15 protein-coding genes are annotated in these 15,746 nt (G+C 71.9%); 2 read left to right on the forward strand and 13 right to left on the reverse strand.

Annotated features, from left to right (window positions below; translation table 11 throughout):
- Positions 1–23: 23 nt before the first annotated feature.
- The 6 genes from DV20_RS21340 to DV20_RS21365 form a co-directional block, all read right to left on the reverse strand.
- Positions 24–206: a hypothetical protein gene (locus tag DV20_RS21340; RefSeq protein WP_043782848.1), complete on the reverse strand. Its 183-nt coding sequence runs from the start codon at positions 204–206 to the stop codon at positions 24–26.
- The gene (locus DV20_RS21345; protein ID WP_043782974.1) at positions 206–1,609 is read right to left on the reverse strand and encodes a family 2B encapsulin nanocompartment shell protein; all 1,404 of its coding nucleotides are present in this window, start codon (positions 1,607–1,609) and stop codon (positions 206–208) included. The genes DV20_RS21340 and DV20_RS21345 overlap by 1 nt, the downstream gene beginning before the upstream one ends.
- A 13-nt stretch (positions 1,610–1,622) precedes the next feature.
- Positions 1,623–2,744: a family 2 encapsulin nanocompartment cargo protein terpene cyclase gene (locus DV20_RS21350; RefSeq protein WP_043782976.1), complete on the reverse strand. Its 1,122-nt coding sequence runs from the start codon at positions 2,742–2,744 to the stop codon at positions 1,623–1,625.
- A 9-nt stretch (positions 2,745–2,753) separates the two neighbouring features.
- On the reverse strand, positions 2,754–3,605 hold the full coding sequence (locus tag DV20_RS21355; protein WP_043782978.1) for a geranyl diphosphate 2-C-methyltransferase: 852 nt from the start codon (positions 3,603–3,605) through the stop codon (positions 2,754–2,756).
- 225 nt (positions 3,606–3,830) lie between these two features.
- Positions 3,831–5,375 (reverse strand): multicopper oxidase family protein, encoded by a 1,545-nt coding sequence (locus DV20_RS21360; protein WP_043782980.1) that lies wholly within the window; start codon positions 5,373–5,375, stop codon positions 3,831–3,833.
- A complete protein-coding gene (locus DV20_RS21365; protein ID WP_043782982.1) occupies positions 5,368–5,751 on the reverse strand; it encodes a hypothetical protein in 384 nt (127 codons plus the stop codon). Before DV20_RS21365 ends, DV20_RS21360 begins: the two co-directional genes overlap by 8 nt.
- A 76-nt stretch (positions 5,752–5,827) precedes the next feature.
- On the opposite strand from DV20_RS21365, the gene DV20_RS21370 reads away from it, so the two are divergent.
- The gene (locus DV20_RS21370; protein ID WP_043782984.1) at positions 5,828–6,709 is read left to right on the forward strand and encodes a LysR family transcriptional regulator; all 882 of its coding nucleotides are present in this window, start codon (positions 5,828–5,830) and stop codon (positions 6,707–6,709) included.
- On the opposite strand, the gene DV20_RS21375 is transcribed toward DV20_RS21370, so the two are convergent.
- From DV20_RS21375 to DV20_RS21400, 5 genes are all read right to left on the reverse strand, one after another.
- Positions 6,678–7,508 (reverse strand): carbohydrate ABC transporter permease, encoded by an 831-nt coding sequence (locus DV20_RS21375; protein ID WP_043782987.1) that lies wholly within the window; start codon positions 7,506–7,508, stop codon positions 6,678–6,680. The two genes, DV20_RS21370 and DV20_RS21375, sit on opposite strands and share 32 nt — an antisense overlap.
- Positions 7,505–8,410, reverse strand: a complete 906-nt coding sequence (locus tag DV20_RS21380) for a carbohydrate ABC transporter permease (protein WP_043782990.1) — start codon at positions 8,408–8,410, stop codon at positions 7,505–7,507. Before DV20_RS21380 ends, DV20_RS21375 begins: the two co-directional genes overlap by 4 nt.
- Positions 8,407–9,732: an extracellular solute-binding protein gene (locus DV20_RS21385; RefSeq protein WP_043782992.1), complete on the reverse strand. Its 1,326-nt coding sequence runs from the start codon at positions 9,730–9,732 to the stop codon at positions 8,407–8,409. Before DV20_RS21385 ends, DV20_RS21380 begins: the two co-directional genes overlap by 4 nt.
- Positions 9,733–9,796: 64 nt before the next feature.
- A complete protein-coding gene (locus tag DV20_RS21390) occupies positions 9,797–10,567 on the reverse strand; it encodes a DUF3152 domain-containing protein (RefSeq protein WP_043783093.1) in 771 nt (256 codons plus the stop codon).
- 1,108 nt (positions 10,568–11,675) lie between these two features.
- Positions 11,676–12,677, reverse strand: a complete 1,002-nt coding sequence (locus DV20_RS21400) for a polysaccharide deacetylase family protein (RefSeq protein ID WP_043782995.1) — start codon at positions 12,675–12,677, stop codon at positions 11,676–11,678.
- 431 nt (positions 12,678–13,108) lie between these two features.
- Between DV20_RS21400 and DV20_RS21405 the strand changes: the two genes are divergently transcribed.
- Entirely contained in the window at positions 13,109–13,813 is a 705-nt protein-coding gene (locus DV20_RS21405; protein ID WP_235190903.1) for a hypothetical protein, read from the forward strand.
- 141 nt (positions 13,814–13,954) lie between these two features.
- On the opposite strand, the gene DV20_RS21410 is transcribed toward DV20_RS21405, so the two are convergent.
- Together DV20_RS21410 and DV20_RS21415 are read right to left on the reverse strand one after the other, a co-directional pair.
- On the reverse strand, positions 13,955–14,425 hold the full coding sequence (locus DV20_RS21410) for a hypothetical protein (RefSeq protein ID WP_043782997.1): 471 nt from the start codon (positions 14,423–14,425) through the stop codon (positions 13,955–13,957).
- Between the two features lie 891 nt (positions 14,426–15,316).
- Positions 15,317–15,667 (reverse strand): WGxxGxxG family protein, encoded by a 351-nt coding sequence (locus DV20_RS21415; protein WP_043782998.1) that lies wholly within the window; start codon positions 15,665–15,667, stop codon positions 15,317–15,319.
- Positions 15,668–15,746 lie beyond the last annotated feature (79 nt).

Here is a 15,746-nt window from a genome sequence, read left to right on the forward strand (position 1 = left end):
CGGCCGGGTTTCCTCGGTGAGGGTCACGGGGTGGCCCGCCGATCGGGTTCGGGGGCGTGCGGCGGGCGGGTGCCGCCGGTGCGCGGGGTGACCCGGGCGGCGGCGGTGCCCAGCCCGGTCGGCCCGAACGCAGAAGGCGGCAGGCCGGTCCCGGGACGCGGTGGTTCGGTGTCGGGTTTGCGGGGCGGGGTGCGGGGTTCGGGCATCATCCCTCCCGGCCGATTTCGGCGGCTTCGAGGACGGCGAGGGCGTCGGGGACGAGGACGGCGGCGGAGTAGTAGGCGGAGACGAGGTAGGAGATGATGGCTTGGTCGTTGATGCCCATGAAGCGGACGTTGAGGCCGGGCTGGTATTCGTCGGGCAGGCCGGTTTGGTGGAGGCCGACGACGCCTTGGGCGGATTCGCCGGTGCGCATCAGCAGGATGGAGCTGGTGCGGGTGTCGGTGACGGGGATTTTGTTGCAGGGCAGGATGGGGACGCCGCGCCAGGAGGGGACCTGGTGGCCGCCGAGGTCGACGCTGGTGGGGTAGAGGCCGGCTTTGGTGCATTCGCGGCCGAACGCGGCGATGGTTTTGGGGTGGGCGAGGAAGAAGCCGGGGTCTTTCCAGACCAGGGTGAGCAGCTGGTCGAGGTCATCAGGGGTGGGTGGGCCGGTGCGGGTGGGGATGCGCTGGGCGAAGTCGGCGTTGTGCAGTAGCCCGAAGTCGGGGTTGTTGATCAGTTCGTGTTCCTGGCGTTCGCGCAGCGCCTCGACGGTGAGCCGGAGTTGCTGTTCGATCTGGTTCATCGGCTGGTTGTAGAGGTCGGCGACGCGGGAGTGGACCCGCAGGACGGTTTGGGCGACGGAGAGTTCGTATTCGCGGGGGCGGGCTTCGTAGTCGACGAAGGTGCCGGGCAGGACCGGTTCGCCGTCGTGGCCGGAGGCGAGGGAGATTTCGGCTTCGCCGTGGTCGTTGCTGGCCGCGGCGCCGCGGGCCTGGTAGTCCCGCAGGTGGTTTTGCAGGGTTTCGGAGCGGGCCAGGACGTCGTCGAAGGCGGCGCGGGGCAGGGTCAGCACGGTGCAGGTGGTGACGGCTTTGGCGGTGAATTCCCAGATGCCGTCGGGGTCGGTGAGGGTGGTCTCGCCGAAGTGGTCGCCGTCGGCGAGGGTGCCCAGGACGACCTGGTCGCCGTAGGCGCCGGTGCCGACCTTGGTGATTTTGCCGTGGGCGAGGAGGAACACCTGGTCGGCGGGGGAGCCGAATTCGACCAGGGCGTCGCCGGGGGCGTATTCCTGCTGGGTGAACCGGTCGGCCAGTTCGATCAGGACCTCGTCGTCGTCGAAGCCGCGCAGCGGGCGCAGTTCCCCCAGTTCGGGGGGGATGACCCGGACCTGGGCGCCGGTGGTGGTGAAGGTGACCCGGCCGTCCCCGACCGCGTAGGACAGGCGCCGGTTGACCCGGTAGGACCCCGCGGCGACCTCCACCCACGGCAGCACCTTCAGCAGCCACCGCGAGGAGATCCCCTGCATCTGCGGGACCGACTTCGTCGTCGTCGCCAAGGTCCGGGCCGCCGCCCGCCCCAAACTCGACGGGACCTGCTCCACATCCACCGGGTCGGTGACACTCACAACGAAACCTCAATCACTGGTAGCGGGGATTGGTGGCGTGCCAGGTGAAGCCGCCGCCCATCCAGGAACGGACACCCACGAGGAACCGCTGCAGCTCCGGCGACGGCACGGCCATCAGCTCCCGGTGGCCGTCCTCGAACTCGTGGACGATCTTGTTGTGCAGTGCGACGGTGGCCTCGACCGCCTCTTCGACCGGGCAGCCCCGGTCCGCGGCGATCTGCAGCACCATGTTGCAGACCGGTTTCTCGTCGGCCGCGTCCTTGGCCACCGAATGGAGGTCGTTGACCAGCACCGACGCCGTCCCGGCCCGCATCATCGCCTCGCGCACGCGCGGGTCGTAGTAGAACGGGGCGGCCAGCTCGTAACCGCCGACGGCGTCGACGAGGGTCATCGACGTGTAGAAGCTGTCGTGCTGGCGGGCCGCCAGGTACTCCCACGCCGGCGGGTAGCGTCCCGTGTGGCGCCACGCCGCGTAGGCGTCCCAGCTGACGAACATCGAGAACGTCGCGTAGCAGACGCGCTGCACGAGCACCGGGGAACCGTGCCGGCCCAGGTGGTCGATCGCCGAGTGCAGCCCGACGAGGATCGGGTCCGCGCGCAGCGCCTCCTCCAGCGGGGCCGAGAACTCCCCGGCCGGGGCGACCGGGTCCATCGCGGCCATGACGAGCGCCAGGCGCGGGGGGAGTTCGGTGGGCGCCGCGCCGAGCGTGCTGTCGTCGGCGTAGTAGTCGTCGGCCGCCCACCAGACCGCGTTGAGCTGCGCCGCGACGAGCAGCCGGTCCGGGTCGTCGCAGTCGGCGTGGGCGAGCATCGCCAGCCTGCCGAACCCGGCCCCGGCGATCTGCTCCAGGCCCTTGCCGGTGAACCCGCAGCCGGCCGCCCAGTTGACCAGGCGCCGGTCGACCTCCGCGGCGAGGCCGTCGTCGACGCGGCCCACGAGCGGGCAGTACAGCGGCGACGCGCTGCCGTCACCCCACGGCAGGTACGCGTACGCCGGGTCCTGCCCGGGCGACGGCGCGAACTGGGTCGCGATCCGCGCCGCCGACGTCCCGAGCCCGAACGGCCCCGACGGCAGCCCCGCGGCTTCCCCGATGGTCCATTGTGGACATGTGGCCCTGGTGCTCTCCCCGGTCACTCCGCCGCCTCAGACGCGGTCGGCGGCGATCAGCAGGTAGTGGAAACTGCCCTCGCGGTAGGCGGTCAGGAACGGCTTTTCGATACCGGTGGCGACCGACGACTTCTCCCGCAGCTCCCAGTACGGGATCGTCGCCGCGGTGAGGTCGACGACGTTGATCGGCACGAACCCGTTGGCGGCCAAGGCCTTGAAGTAGTCGCCGCGGGCGTGGATGTTGCAGATGTAGTGCTGGTCGATCTGGCTGACCGCGCGCGACCGGCCGCCCGTGACGTCGTTGTAGCACCCGGTGATCGTCACGTACCGGCCGCCGGGCTTGAGCTGCCGCGCGTGCTCGGCGAACAGGTCGTTCAGGTCCACGTACATCGTGCTCTCGTTGTTCCAGATGCCCTGGAACACGCCCGATTCGAACCCGGTGTCGAGCATGTTCCGCAGGTGGTAGCGCACCGAGCCGTCGATCCCGCGCTGCCGGACGTGCTCGTTGGCGAACCCGACCTGCTGCTCGGAAATGGAGATGCCGTCGACCTGGCAGCCGAACCGCAGGTGGGCCATGACGCTCGTGCCGCCGCGGCCGCAGCCGGCGTCGAGCAGCCGGTCCTCCGGCGCGATCGGGCCCAGGTGGTCGAGGAGGACGTCCGCCTGCGCGGTCTCGAGCCGGTGCATCTCGGCGATGATCGCCTCGTCGCGCGTGGCGGCCGGGGCCTCGAGCACCGCGGGGTCGTAGTCACCGAGGCCGTAGTGGTGGTGGTAGAGGCCGTCGACGTCGCCGAGCCGCAGGTTCACCGGATCCTTCTCCGCGTTCCAGTAGTCGGCGACCGACTGCTGGTACGCGGTGCGGGTCACGGGCTTCTCGAGAGCGGTCATCGATGGCACTCCTCGTTCGTTTCCTTGCCAGGAAAGGGATTCGATCCCCTTGGGCAAGACGCTAGTGGCGGGAGTTTCACCGGGACAAGCAGCTTCACCCCGGTTCCGCCGTCGTTGCCCGTCCGGCTCAGTGGAAGCGGTGCCCCAGGTGGTCCGGACCGGCGTGCCGACCCTCGTTGGAGATCGGCATCGCCTCGACCGGGTGACGAAACGCGACGGTGCGTGTCAGGTGATGTCGAGGTTCGCCATCATGCCCATGTCCTCGTGTTCGGCGTTGTGGCAGTGGAAGAGGTACCTTCCGCGGTAGCCGTCGAAGCGAGTGATGATCTCCGCCGCCTCGCCAGGACGCAGCGAAACGGTGTCCTTGAGCCCGGCGTCGTGCGGCAGCGGCGGCCGCCCGCCGCGCGAAAGCACGCGGAAACCCGCCAGGTGCAGGTGAACCGGGTGGTGGACGTCGGCGACGAGCCGCCACACCTCGACGTCGCCGAAGGACACGGTGACGTCCGTGCGGGCCGGGTCGAACGGCCGCCCGTCGACCAGCCAGCCGTGCCCGCCCGCCGTCCGCCCCGTGCGGAAGGAGAAATCGCGCACCCGGACCGGCCGGTCCCACGACGGCAGGTCCGCCGACAGCACCGCGGGGACGCGGCTGTCGTCCCGGGCGCGGCGGGCGACCCGGAAGGCCAGCACCTCGGCGGTGCGCCCCGTCCCGAGGCGGTTGAGGAGGCGGACGCGGCCGCCGACCGGGACGTCCGCGAAGTCGACGACGACGTCGTAGCGTTCGGCCGGCCCGATCGGCAGGGTCGCGTGGGTGACCGGCGCGGCGAGCAGCCCCTGGTCGGCACCGACCTGGACGAGCGGGAGCCGCCGCTGGTCGTCGGTGACCGCCTCGAGTTCGTAGTGCCGCGCGTTCGACGCGTTGAGGACCCGCAGCCGGTACCGGGCCGCGTCGACTTCGTGCACCGGCCACGGCACGCCGTTGACCAGGATCACGTCGCCGAGCACCCCGCCCCGGAAACTCTCCCGTACACCCGGCCGGTCCCGCAGCGTACCGTCGAGCGACGGGTAGTCGAGGCTGCCGTCCGCGGCGAACGCGCGGTCGGCGATCAGCAGCGGCAGTTCCCGCGCGCCCGAGGGAAGGCCGAGCGCTTCTTCGGCGTCGTCGCGCACGATGTGCAGGCCGGCCAGGCCGCGCCAGAGCGCCGGAGCCGTGAAGTCCATCCGGTGGTCGTGGTACCACAGCAGCGCCGGCCGCTGGTCGAGCGGAAACGTGTAGCCGCGGGTCAGCCGCGTCCGCACGGCCCGCGGGTCGGGCATCGTGTGGTGGTCCGCCGTCCAGCCCGCGGGCAGCACCAGGTCGGTCGGGTAGCCGTCGGAGCCCGCCGGCGTCCGCCCGCCGTGCAGGTGCACCACGGTCGGCACGGGCAGCTCGTTGCGGTGGGTCACGGTGATCGGCCTGCCCCGGCGCGATTCGATCGTCGGACCGGGGAAGGTCCCGTCGTAGGTCCACATCGGCGTCGGGATCCCGGGCAGGATCTCGATGTCCGCGACGCGCTGGGTGATCTCGTAGCGGCCGGGGGACACCGGCCGCAGGACCCGCGGCAGCGGCAGCGGCAGCCGGAACGGCGGCGGCAGCGGCACCGCGCTGCGGAGTTCGGCGCCGGTGACCGCGGGACGCCGGGACAACGCGGCCGCGGTGGTCAGCCCGGCGGCGGTCAGCAGGCCGAAGGCGCCGCCGAGGCGCAGCACCTGGCGACGGCTCGGTTCACGCATCGACGACCTCCGGGGGACGGCGCCACAGCGCGACGACCAACGTGACGAGCCCCGCGACGGTCAGCACGCCCAGCGGCAGGTGCAGCCACAGAGCGCCGTCCAGCCCGGCGAAGTACTGGACCGTCTCCGCGGCCACCACGGCCGCCGTGGCGAGGAACGGCCACGCCCGCCGCAGCCGGGCCCAGACCACGATCGCGGCGATCAGCTGCAGGTAGCCGAGGGACGTGACGACGTCGGCCCCGGTCGCGTGCAGCCGCAGGCCGTCGTAGTCCCCGCTCAGGTACACCCCGGCGAACACCGGCTGGCCGGCGATCGCCACCAGGTGCCCACCCGCCAGGGCCCGCAGCGCCCCACTCGTTTTCCCGAATCTTCGCACATTCCGAAGCTATGACCGTCATGTCATCGTGTCTAAGATCAATATCGCTATGGTGTTATGACGCGGGAGGCATGACGTGGAACTGGCAACGCTGCGACAGTTCCTCGTGGTGGCCCGGCTGGAACACCTCAGCCGCGCGGCCGAAGAGCTGCGCGTCGCCCAGCCGTCGCTGAGCCGCACCATCGCGCGGTTGGAGAACGAGCTCGGCACGCCGTTGTTCGACCGGGCCGGCCGGCTCCGGCTCAACGACGCCGGAAAGCTCTTCCGCGGCTACGTCGAACGTGCCCTCGGCGAGCTCGACGCCGGACGTCGAGCGGTCGCCGACGCGACCGGCGAGGGCTTCGGCACCGTGCGGCTGGCGTCGGAAACCTTCCTCACCCTCACCCGGCCGCTCGCGGCGTTCAAGCGTGCGCACCCGGACATCGAGGTCGAGCTGCACCAGCTGCCCGCCGACGCGATGGCCCGGGCGCTGCGGGCCCACGAGATCGACCTGTGCGTGGCGTCGCAACCGATCCCCGACGAGGGCCTGGCCGGGGTCCGGCTGCTCGACGAGCCGGTGCTGGTGGCCACGCCGCTCGGACACCGGCTGGCGGACCGTGCCTCGGTCCGTGTCGAAGACCTCGCCGGCGAGCCGTTCGTCACCGCCCGGCCCGGTCACTGGCACCGGCGGCTGCTCGACCGGCTCTTCGCCGCCCGCGACCTGACGCCGAAGATCGTCTTCGAAGGCGACGAACCCGGCGCCATCCAGGAACTCATCGGCGCCGGGCTCGGCATCGGGCTCAACCCGGCGATGGCCCGCCGCGTCGCCGCCCAGGTGCCGGTCGTCTGGCTCCCGGTCGACAACCCGGACTGCCGTCGCACGATCACCCTGTTCTGGACCGCCGGTGAGCGCCTCCCCGCCGCGGCCCGGCTGATGCGCACCACGCTCACCGGGTGGGTTTGGGACCCTCCGTCGTGATCCCGGCGAGGAAGTGGCGCTGGGCCACGAAGAACACGATCAACAGCGGCACGGTCGTGATGACGCTGCCGGCCAGCACGATCTCCCACCGCTGCTCGCCCGCCTGGCCGAACTGGTCGGACAGCGCCTTGAGCCCACGGGGCAGCGTGTACAGCGCCGGGTCGCGCAGGTAGATCAGCGGCTTGAGCAGGTCCGACCAGCTGGCCTTGAGCTCGAACACGAAACTGACGATCAGCGCCGGGCGGCACAGCGGCACGGCGATGCGCCAGAACAGCGTCCAGTGGCTCGCGCCGTCGATCCGCGCGGCTTCGAACACCTCGCGGGGCAGGCCGAGGAAGAACTGGCGCAGCAGGAAGATGTAGAACGCGCTGCCGAACAGGTTCCCCGCCCACAGCGGCACCTGCGTGTGCGCGAGGCCGGCGCTGTTCCAGATCAGGTACACCGGGATCATCGTCACCGCGGCGGGCAGCATCATCGTGGCGAGCACCAGGCCGAAGAGCGCGTTGCGGCCGGGGAACCGGAAGTAGGCGAACCCGAACGCCACCAGCGAACTGGTCAGCGTGACGGCCACCGCCGCCGCGAGCGACACCACGACGCTGTTGACCAGCCAGGCCGCGACCGGCGCGGCCCGCCAGATCTCGACGTAGTTCTCCCAGGCCCAGGTGCGGGGGATCAGCACGTTGTCGAACACCTGCGCGCGCGGCTTCACCGAGGCGCTCAGCAGCCAGACGAACGGGTAGAGGAAGAGCACGGTCGCCGCGGCCAGCGCCGTCCAGCGGACCACGCGCCGCGCCGTCACCGGTCGCCGCCTTCGTAGTAGACGAACCGGCGGCTCAGCCGCACCTGCACGAGCGTGATCGCCAGGATCACGACGAACAGCAGCCACGCCATCGCCGAGGCGTACCCGAGGTGGAGGAACTCGAACGCCTGCTGGAAGAGGTAGATCAGGTAGAACAGAGCCGCGTCGTTGCTGTAGGTCGCCGAGGCCGCGGAGCCGTAGAAGGCGGTGTAGGCCTCGTCGAACGACTGCAGCGCCGCGATCGTCTGGACGATGAGCGTGAAGAACAGCGCCCCGCTGATCATCGGGACGGTGACCCGCCGGAACCGCTGCCACGCCGACGCGCCGTCGAGCTCGGCGGCCTCGTACAGCTCCCGCGGCACGCCGCGCAGGGCGGCGAGGTAGATCACCACCGTGCTGCCCACCGACCACAGGTGCATGAGCACCAGCCCCGGCTTCACCCACGGTCCGTCGGTGCTCCACTGTGGACCGTCGATGCCCACCAGCCCCAGCACGGCGTTGACCAGGCCGGCCTGGCCGTTGAACAGGATCAGGAACAGCACGCCGACGGCGACCTTCGGGGTGATCTCGGGCAGGTAGAACACGGTGCGGAAGAACCCGGCCGACCGGCCTGCCGCCCGCGTGAGCAGGGCGGCCAGCGCCAGCGAGACGGCCATCGTGGCCGGCACCGACAGCACGGTGTACACCAGCGTGTTGACCAAGCTCTTGCGCACGGCCGGGTCCTCGATGAGCCGCTGGTAGTTGGCCCAGCCGACGGCCTCCGGCGAGCGCAGCGCGTCGTAGTCGGTGAAGGAGAGGACCAGGCTGGCGACCATCGGGATCGCCATGAAGATCACGAACCCGATCATCCACGGCGACAGGAAGGCGTACGCGGCCCAAGCTTCCCTGGTGCGCCGCTTCACCGGGCGGCGTCCAGCGCCCGCTGAGCCTCCTGCTGACCTTGGCGCAGGGCGTCGGCGGGCTGCTGTTCGCCCGACAGCACCCGGTTGACGGCGTTCTGCCAGGCCGTCTTGAACTCGGAGCCGGCCGGGGACGCCGGCATGGTGAAGGCGGTCTCCTGGGCCCGCAGGACCGTCTGGACGGCCGCGTCGAACGCCGGCCGGTCCTGCAGCCGCACGATGCCGCCGAAGATCTCCTGGTCGGCGACGCGGTTGCCGGTGTAGACGCCGGTGAACGCCTTGCCGGCGGCTTTGCGCTTCTCCGCGCGGGCCTTGGCGGCGGCGACCCAGGTGGGTGCGTCGGTCATCGTCTTGATCCAGGCGCAGGCCTGGTCCTTGTGGGTGCTGCCGGCGGGGATCACCCAGGCGCTGCCGGTGACCCAGTCGATCGGGGTGCCGGCCGTGTCGGTGAACGGCGCCGCGGAGACCCGCACGTCGGGCGAATAGTTGGCGAGGACGTTGAGGTACCAGTCGTCCATCAGGGTGGCCGCGAGCTGGCCCTGCTTGAACGGGTTCTTCTCGCCGAAGAAGTCGAACGAGTCGCGGAACGCCTTCACCGCGCTCCAGCCGCCCTGGGCGTCGATCAGCGATTTGGCGTACGCGAGAACCTCGGCCAGCCGCGGGTCGTCGAGGTGCGCGGTGCGGCCGTCGTCGCTGAGCATCTGCACGCCGTTGGCCTTGGCCCACAGCGGGAGGAACTCCGGGATCTTCGGGTCGAACCCGATCCGCGACAGCCCGCCGCCGGCGCGGACGGTGAGCTTCCGCGCGGCCGTGGCCAGCTGGGTGCGGTCGGCGGGGGAGAGGTCACGGGGCGTGAGGCCACCGGCCTCGACGGCGGCGTCGTTCACCAGCAGGACCCGGTTGTCGTAGAACTCCGGCAGACCGTAGACCTTGCCGTCGAGGGTGACTTCCTTGAGGGCGGCGGGCCGGTACTGGCCCACGTCGATGCGCTGCCGGGCGATGCAGTCGGTGAGGGGCTCGAGGGTGCCGCGCGCGGCGTAGGTGCCGAGCAGCTGCCGGTCGAGGTAGACCAGGTCCGGTGGCGTGTGCGAGGCGACCGAGGCGAGGAACTGCTGGGCGTCGAAGGCACTGCCGCCGATCTTCACGGTGGCCGGCGCGATCGCCTTGCCGGCCAGGTCAGCTCGGGTGGTGGCGATTTCGTCGCCGAGGCCGAACCCCATGGTCGTCAGGGTGGCCGCGCCCCCGGTGTCACCTCCGCCGCCGACGCCGCCGCACCCGGCGAGCAAGAGGACCACTCCGGCACCGGCCAGAAGTTTCCGCACCATGGCACACCCCTCCCAGAGGCGGCCTAAGTACCCCGCCGGGCGGCGGTCCAAACCAGTCGGGTCGTCAGTGCGGCGCGGTGACCCAGGGGTTGGCGCGGCAGACGAGCCCGTCGGGCCGGACCTTCGCCGCGGCGCCCGGTTCGGTGCGGTTGAGGTTCGCGAGGTAGGTGTTGGAGAGCCCGAAGGTCTGCTGCATCATCACCGGCGCGGGGGCGCCGGCGGCGGGACAGCCGACGTGGCCGTGGCCGAGGGCGTGGCCCACCTCGTGGTTGATGGCGTAGGCGCGGTAGCCGGCCAGGTCGCCGTCGTAGGAGTGGGCGCCGCGGAGCCACCGGGCGAGGTTGACGACGATCCGGTGGTCCCGCGACAGGCGGCACGAGGATTCGAAGGGGATGCTGAAGCCGCAGAGGTCGGGCCGCCGGGCGGTGCCGGGACTGGTGAGGCTGATCCGGACGTCGGGGTCGGCATCGGGATCGGCCAGCCGGCGGAAGGTCACGGCACCGAGCCCGATCCAGCCACGGGGATCGGCGAGGATCATCTCGACGTCGTGGTCGAAGGCGGGAAGGTCGACACCGTTCTCGATCTCGACGGTGTAGGTGAGGACTTCGGTTCCGGTCCCGATGTCGTGCCCGCTGCCGGGAACGAGGCGCCAGGTGCCTTCCCCGGCCTCGGTGACCGGCACGCCTTCGGGCAGAGCGGCGGGTTCGGGGGCGGGCCGCGCGGGTGTGGTCGCGAGGGTGGGCTGAGCGGACGCGACCCCGGAGATCCGTTTCGGCTCGGCGGCTTCCGGGGTGAGCAGCAGAGCGAGCGCCAGCACAACGGCGAAGACCAGCACGGCCGGCGGCCACCAGGCGACCGGCGCGGCGGCGCGGGCCGGGGCCGCTGTTGGGGCCGCTGCCGGGGGCGCCGTCGGGAGGACGGGGGTGGGTGGCTCGGGGTTGGCGGCTTTGCGGGGGACCCGCGGAGCCGGCGGGCCGACCGAGATCGCCGGGGCGACGAGGGTGCCGCGGGTGGCGCGGGCGCGGTGGCGGGCGCGCCGGGTTGGTGCTTTGGGTGCCGTTGCTGTGGTCGGCGGCGCCGCTGGGGGGATCGCCGGTGCGGCCGGGGTCGGGGAGGTGGCCGGGGTTGTGTGGGCCGCCGGTGTGTTCGCGGGTGTGGCCGGAGCTGTCGGCGCGGGCGGGGTCACGGGGGCCGTCGGGACTGCTGGTGCGACTGGAGTCGTGGAGGTGTCCGGGGTTGTGTGGGCCGCCGGTGCATCCGCGGGTGTGGCCGGAGCTGCCGGTGCGGCCGGTGCTGCGGGGGCTTCCGGTGTGGCCGGGGCTGCGTCGGCTGGCGGAGCTGCGGCTGCGGCCGATGCCTTGGGGGCCGCTGGAATCGCCGGTGTGGCCGGAGCTGCGGGGGCTTCCGGTGTGGCCAGCGCTGCAGGGGCTGCCGGTGTGGCCGGGGCTCCGTCGGCCGGCAGTGGTGTGCGGGCTGCCGGGGTCGTGGGAAAGGCTGGTGCTGCGGCGGGTGTGGCCGGGGTTGGGTCGGCTGGCGGAGCTGCGGCTGCGACCGATGCTGTGGGGGCCACCGGAGTCGCCGGTGCTGCGGGGGCTTCCGGTGTGGCCGGGGCTGCGTCGGCCGGCGGTGCTGTGCGGGCTGCCGGGGTTGTGGGAAAGGCCGGTGCTGCCGCGGATGTGGCCGGGCTCGCGTCGGCCGGCGGAGCTGCCAGTGCGGCCGACGCTGTGGATCCGGCCGGAGCCGCGGGCGCGGCCGGGCCCGCCGGAGCCGTTGGGCCGGTCGCGGGCGTGGCCGTCTCGGTCGAGGTGCGAGGCTCCGGCGCGGTCCGGATGGGCGGAATCGGGACCGCCGGGGTGACCGGAGCGACCCCGGCCTCGTGGACCGGTGCTGCCGGGCGGCGTCGTGGCTGGGGGAGCCAGTCCACGCGGGCCATGGGGTGTCGTTCAGTAGGCAAGGGCCACGCTCGCACACTCCGGCGCCACCGGACCCGCCGACCGCGGGAACGACACCGTCGACGGGTCGCCGTCCGAGGTGTAGCGGCGGCTTGATCCCAGCTCGTCGAGCCAATGGGCCGATCCGTACTCCGCGTCCTTGCCCGTCGACTGCGATCGGATCCTCGGGATCGCCCCGGGTTCGAACTCGCTCGAGCACGGTGACGGCGCCGGGCCGGCCCCCACCAGCAGCACGCCGCCGTACGTGTAGCCCGGGCCCTGCGATGCCAGGGCCGCCCGGCGCGGACGGCTTCCGTACGGCAGGGCCAGCGTCGTCGGCCGGTAGCCCGGGACCGCCTGGCGGATCAGGGCGTCCTCCTCCGCGATGGCCGCCGTGGCCGCCGGTTCCGTGGCCGTGCGCAGGTTCGTGTGGTGGCGGGTGTGGTTGCCGATCTCGAAGTTGTGCTCGGCCAGCCAGCGCAGCGCGCGGCCGTCGGGGTCGCCGCCGAAGGGGTGCTCGTTGACGTACAGGCTCGCCACCGGGCGGAACCGCGGGTGCGCCGCGGCGACGTCCAGCAGGATGCGGATCGCCGTGCCCGGCTCCGGTTGTCCCTGGGGCGTCAGGCGGAACACGGTCGGGTCGCCGTCGTCGAACGTCAGGACCACCGGGTGCGCGCCCGCCGGGAGGTCGATCCGGCGGGAGACCAGCTCCGCCGTCGTGATCGGGACGTAGTCCTCGGCCGCGAGCCGCTCCAGCTCCGCCGTGAAGTCGGCGGGCGTGCGCTCGTAGACCGACTTCGGCTGCGCGACGAGGCGGTGGTACATCAGGACGGGCACCCGGCCGAGCTCGTCGGCGCCCACCTGCCGGGCGGCGGCGGCCGTGATGCGCGCGGGGGCCGCGGCGGGCGCCGGGCTCGGGGGTGCGGGCGCCGGGGCGACCGGCGCCGGGCCGCCGCAGGCCGTCAATGCGAGGGCGGCGGTGAACCCGGCACCGACCCGGAAAAGGCAACGCATGCCGGAAGTGTGCGTCCGAGCCGCCGCGGGCGCGGGCCGGGCCACCGGTTCGGGTGACGGCGGAATTGCCCGGCACAGCCCGGAAAACCGCGTTTCCGCAGGCCGGGGCCACGGCCGCGCGAACGGCTCCGGCACGATTCGGTGATTGACGGTAAACGCGTTTGGCGAAGATCGCCATCGGGTAATTTCCCGCGATGGTCCCGAAAAAGGCGGTCGCCGCCGAACGAACCTTCGATCGACGCCTGGTCCTCACCGCCGCTCTCGCGGGCTTCGCCACGAGCGCGTGCGGTGCGCTGCAGCGGGGGAGGGCGCTGGCCGTGCAGGCGCCGGCCGCCGTCGCGGCCCCACCGCCGCCGCCACCCCCGAATCCGGTCGAAAAAGGCCTTCTCGTAGGCTTTTGCGGTGCGCCGGGTGCGAAGGCGCTCGGCCGTATGACGGGCGACCTGACCGAAGCGAGCGACGCGCTCCGCCGTCAGATCGAGACGTTCCCGAAAGGACGGCCGGTCACCCCGGTCGTCGAGCTGATCGCCACCACCGTGCACCGCTCGCCCGGTGAGGACGGCATGTTCCGCAGCCGCTGCGAAGACGACACCGTGCGCGAGTACCTCGACGCCGCGCGGGCGATGAAGGGCATGCTGCTGCTGAACATCCAGCCCGGCCGGGCCGACTTCCTGCCCGAGGTGCAGGCCTACGAGCGCTGGCTGACCGAGCCGGACGTCGGCGTCGCGCTCGACCCCGAGTGGGCGGTGGAACCGGGTGTCATCCCGGGCAAGAAGTTCGGCCGCACGTCCGGCGCCGAGCTCGACGGGGTCGCCCGCTACCTCGGCGCCCTGGCCGACGCGCACCGCCTGCCCGCCAAGGTGATGATCTACCACCAGGTCGCCGCGTCCGTCGTGCGCGACGAGGAACAGCTGGTGCCGCACAAGGGGGTCACGGTCGTCAAGGTCGTCGACGGCATCGGCTCGGCCGCCGCCAAGAAGGCGACGTGGAAGACGCTGATGAAGACCATGCCCGCCCACGTGCGGCCGGGCTTCAAGCTGTTCTTCGAGGAGGACACCCGCCGCGGCGCCGACCTGATGACCCCGGCGGACGTCCTGGCGCTGAGCCCCACGCCCGCCTACGTCGTCTACGAATAGCCAGGGGACGACGAAAGCCCGGTGCGGTCCGCCGCACCGGGCTTCTTCGTGCTCTCGTCGGCCACGGACGACGAAAGCCCGGCGCGGGAGGGGAACCGCGCCGGGCCGTCGCCGGCTTGTCCGTCCGGGGTACCGGCCGGCCTAGCCGACCGGGACGGGCAGCCCGCCGAGAAGGTCGTTCACCAGAGCGGAAAGGCTGATCAGCACCCGCTGCAGCAGCGCGTTCAGCAGGGCTGAAACGGGCGGCAGCGACTGCCGGGACTCCAGCTGGGCGGCCAGTTCGTCGACGCCCTTGCGCGCTTCGGCGTTGTCCTTCTGGGCCGTGGCGGCGCTGTCCTTGGCCGCGGCCTGGATCGTGTACCGCTTGCCCTGGGCCAGATCGGTGAGCAACGGGTCGAGCTTGCCGAGGGTGGCCTGCGTGCCGGGCACGTCCCCGCTGTCCGCTCGCGATGCCAGCTGGTCGCGCAGGCTCTGGACCTCCGCCGCGGCGCTGGTGGTGCTCGACGATCCGCTGCCCCCGGGCCCGCCCGCCGTCGCCACACCCACCCCCGCCAGGGTCACCGCGGCCGCGGTGACGAACACCGTGAGCGCTCGGGTCAGTGCACTTTTCATGTCGTACTCCTCCGGATTGTGCGATGCCGACTGCGATCATGGTGAGCGCCCATCGGCGATAGCGCGAGCGGATGGCCGGGTACCGGCGGACCCGGTTGGTTTCACACGGTGTGCGGCTTCGCGGGTTCCTCGGGACAAACATCGACATCGCGTGAAGCGCCTCTTCGGCCCTTTTGGACAACAGCTACGTTGTGTGAGCCCATCACTCGTCCGTGGTGGACGATTACCGTGGATGGCTGAATCAGCGGTGTTTTCTTCACCTAAGGTACGAGCGGTCTCGGTTCGGGGTGGCGCGCCACTTTCACCCGATCGTGAGGTTAGGGGGGAGCAAAGAATGGGTAACCACGATAATTTGCCTGACGGTGGGGCGGCCACCCTTAAGTAGGTTACGAGGCAAGGACGCTTCTTGCGCGATGGGGGCCCGGCTAACCTCGGGTGGCGGTCGCTGAGCCGGTTCTTCCGGTTGTTATCGTGGCCGTCCTCGGTGCCGGGAGCTGACAACTGGGCGCCATTCGGAGAGAAGGAAACGCAGAACGTCCCGACGCCGACGGCGCCGGGACGTTCTGCGCGAACTGGAGAGGGATGCCGGTGCGGGGCACCAGGCGGGAATCGGGTGTGCGGTGGAGGTGGACCTGGGCCAAGGCGCGGAAACCGGGCGCCTGGTGGTTGCCGCACCTGTGCGCCGCGCGTGGATCTGTTGTGCCGCGTGGGCGACGCTCGGAAGCCCGGTGGGAACAGCGCGGGCGAGCTGCGCGTGAATCTGTCATGCCTTGCGGGCAACGCTCGAGCGCCCGGCGGAGGCCAGGCCTGTGCACCGCGTGAAGCTGTGCTGCGCCATCCGGGTGGCGCTCGAACGTCCGGTGGGGACCGGTCCTACGACACCGCCGGCCCTCAGGCGCCCGGCGGGTTCCGCCGCGGCTCGGCCGGCGGGTACGTGTTCGCCGGCGGCGGGGTGGCCGCCGCGGCCGGGTACCCCGCCATCGCGCCCGGCTTGGGGTCGCGCCGGACCAAGCCCGCCAGGCCCAGCAAGCCCACCAGGCCGAGCAGGCCCCACAGGCCGTTGTCGCCGTTGTCGTCGTTGTCGTGCCGGGTGGTGTTGCCGTCGGTTCCGTCGTTGTCCGTCTGCTGGTGCCACGCCGCCGCCGTGAACTCCGGTGCCGCCGACGCCGGTACCGCTCCCGTCAGCGCGAACGCCGCCGCCGCGATGCCCGTGCAGCACAGCCTGGCTGCCTTGCGGTTCATTTCGGTTCTTCCTTCCGTTCCGGAAATCGGTTCTCTTGGGCGTACCCCCGACGGTGCCGTCCACTCCCGCTGTCACGAA

The organism is Amycolatopsis rifamycinica (assembly GCF_000695625.1).
In the GTDB taxonomy this organism is placed as follows: Bacteria; Actinomycetota; Actinomycetes; order Mycobacteriales; family Pseudonocardiaceae; genus Amycolatopsis; species Amycolatopsis rifamycinica.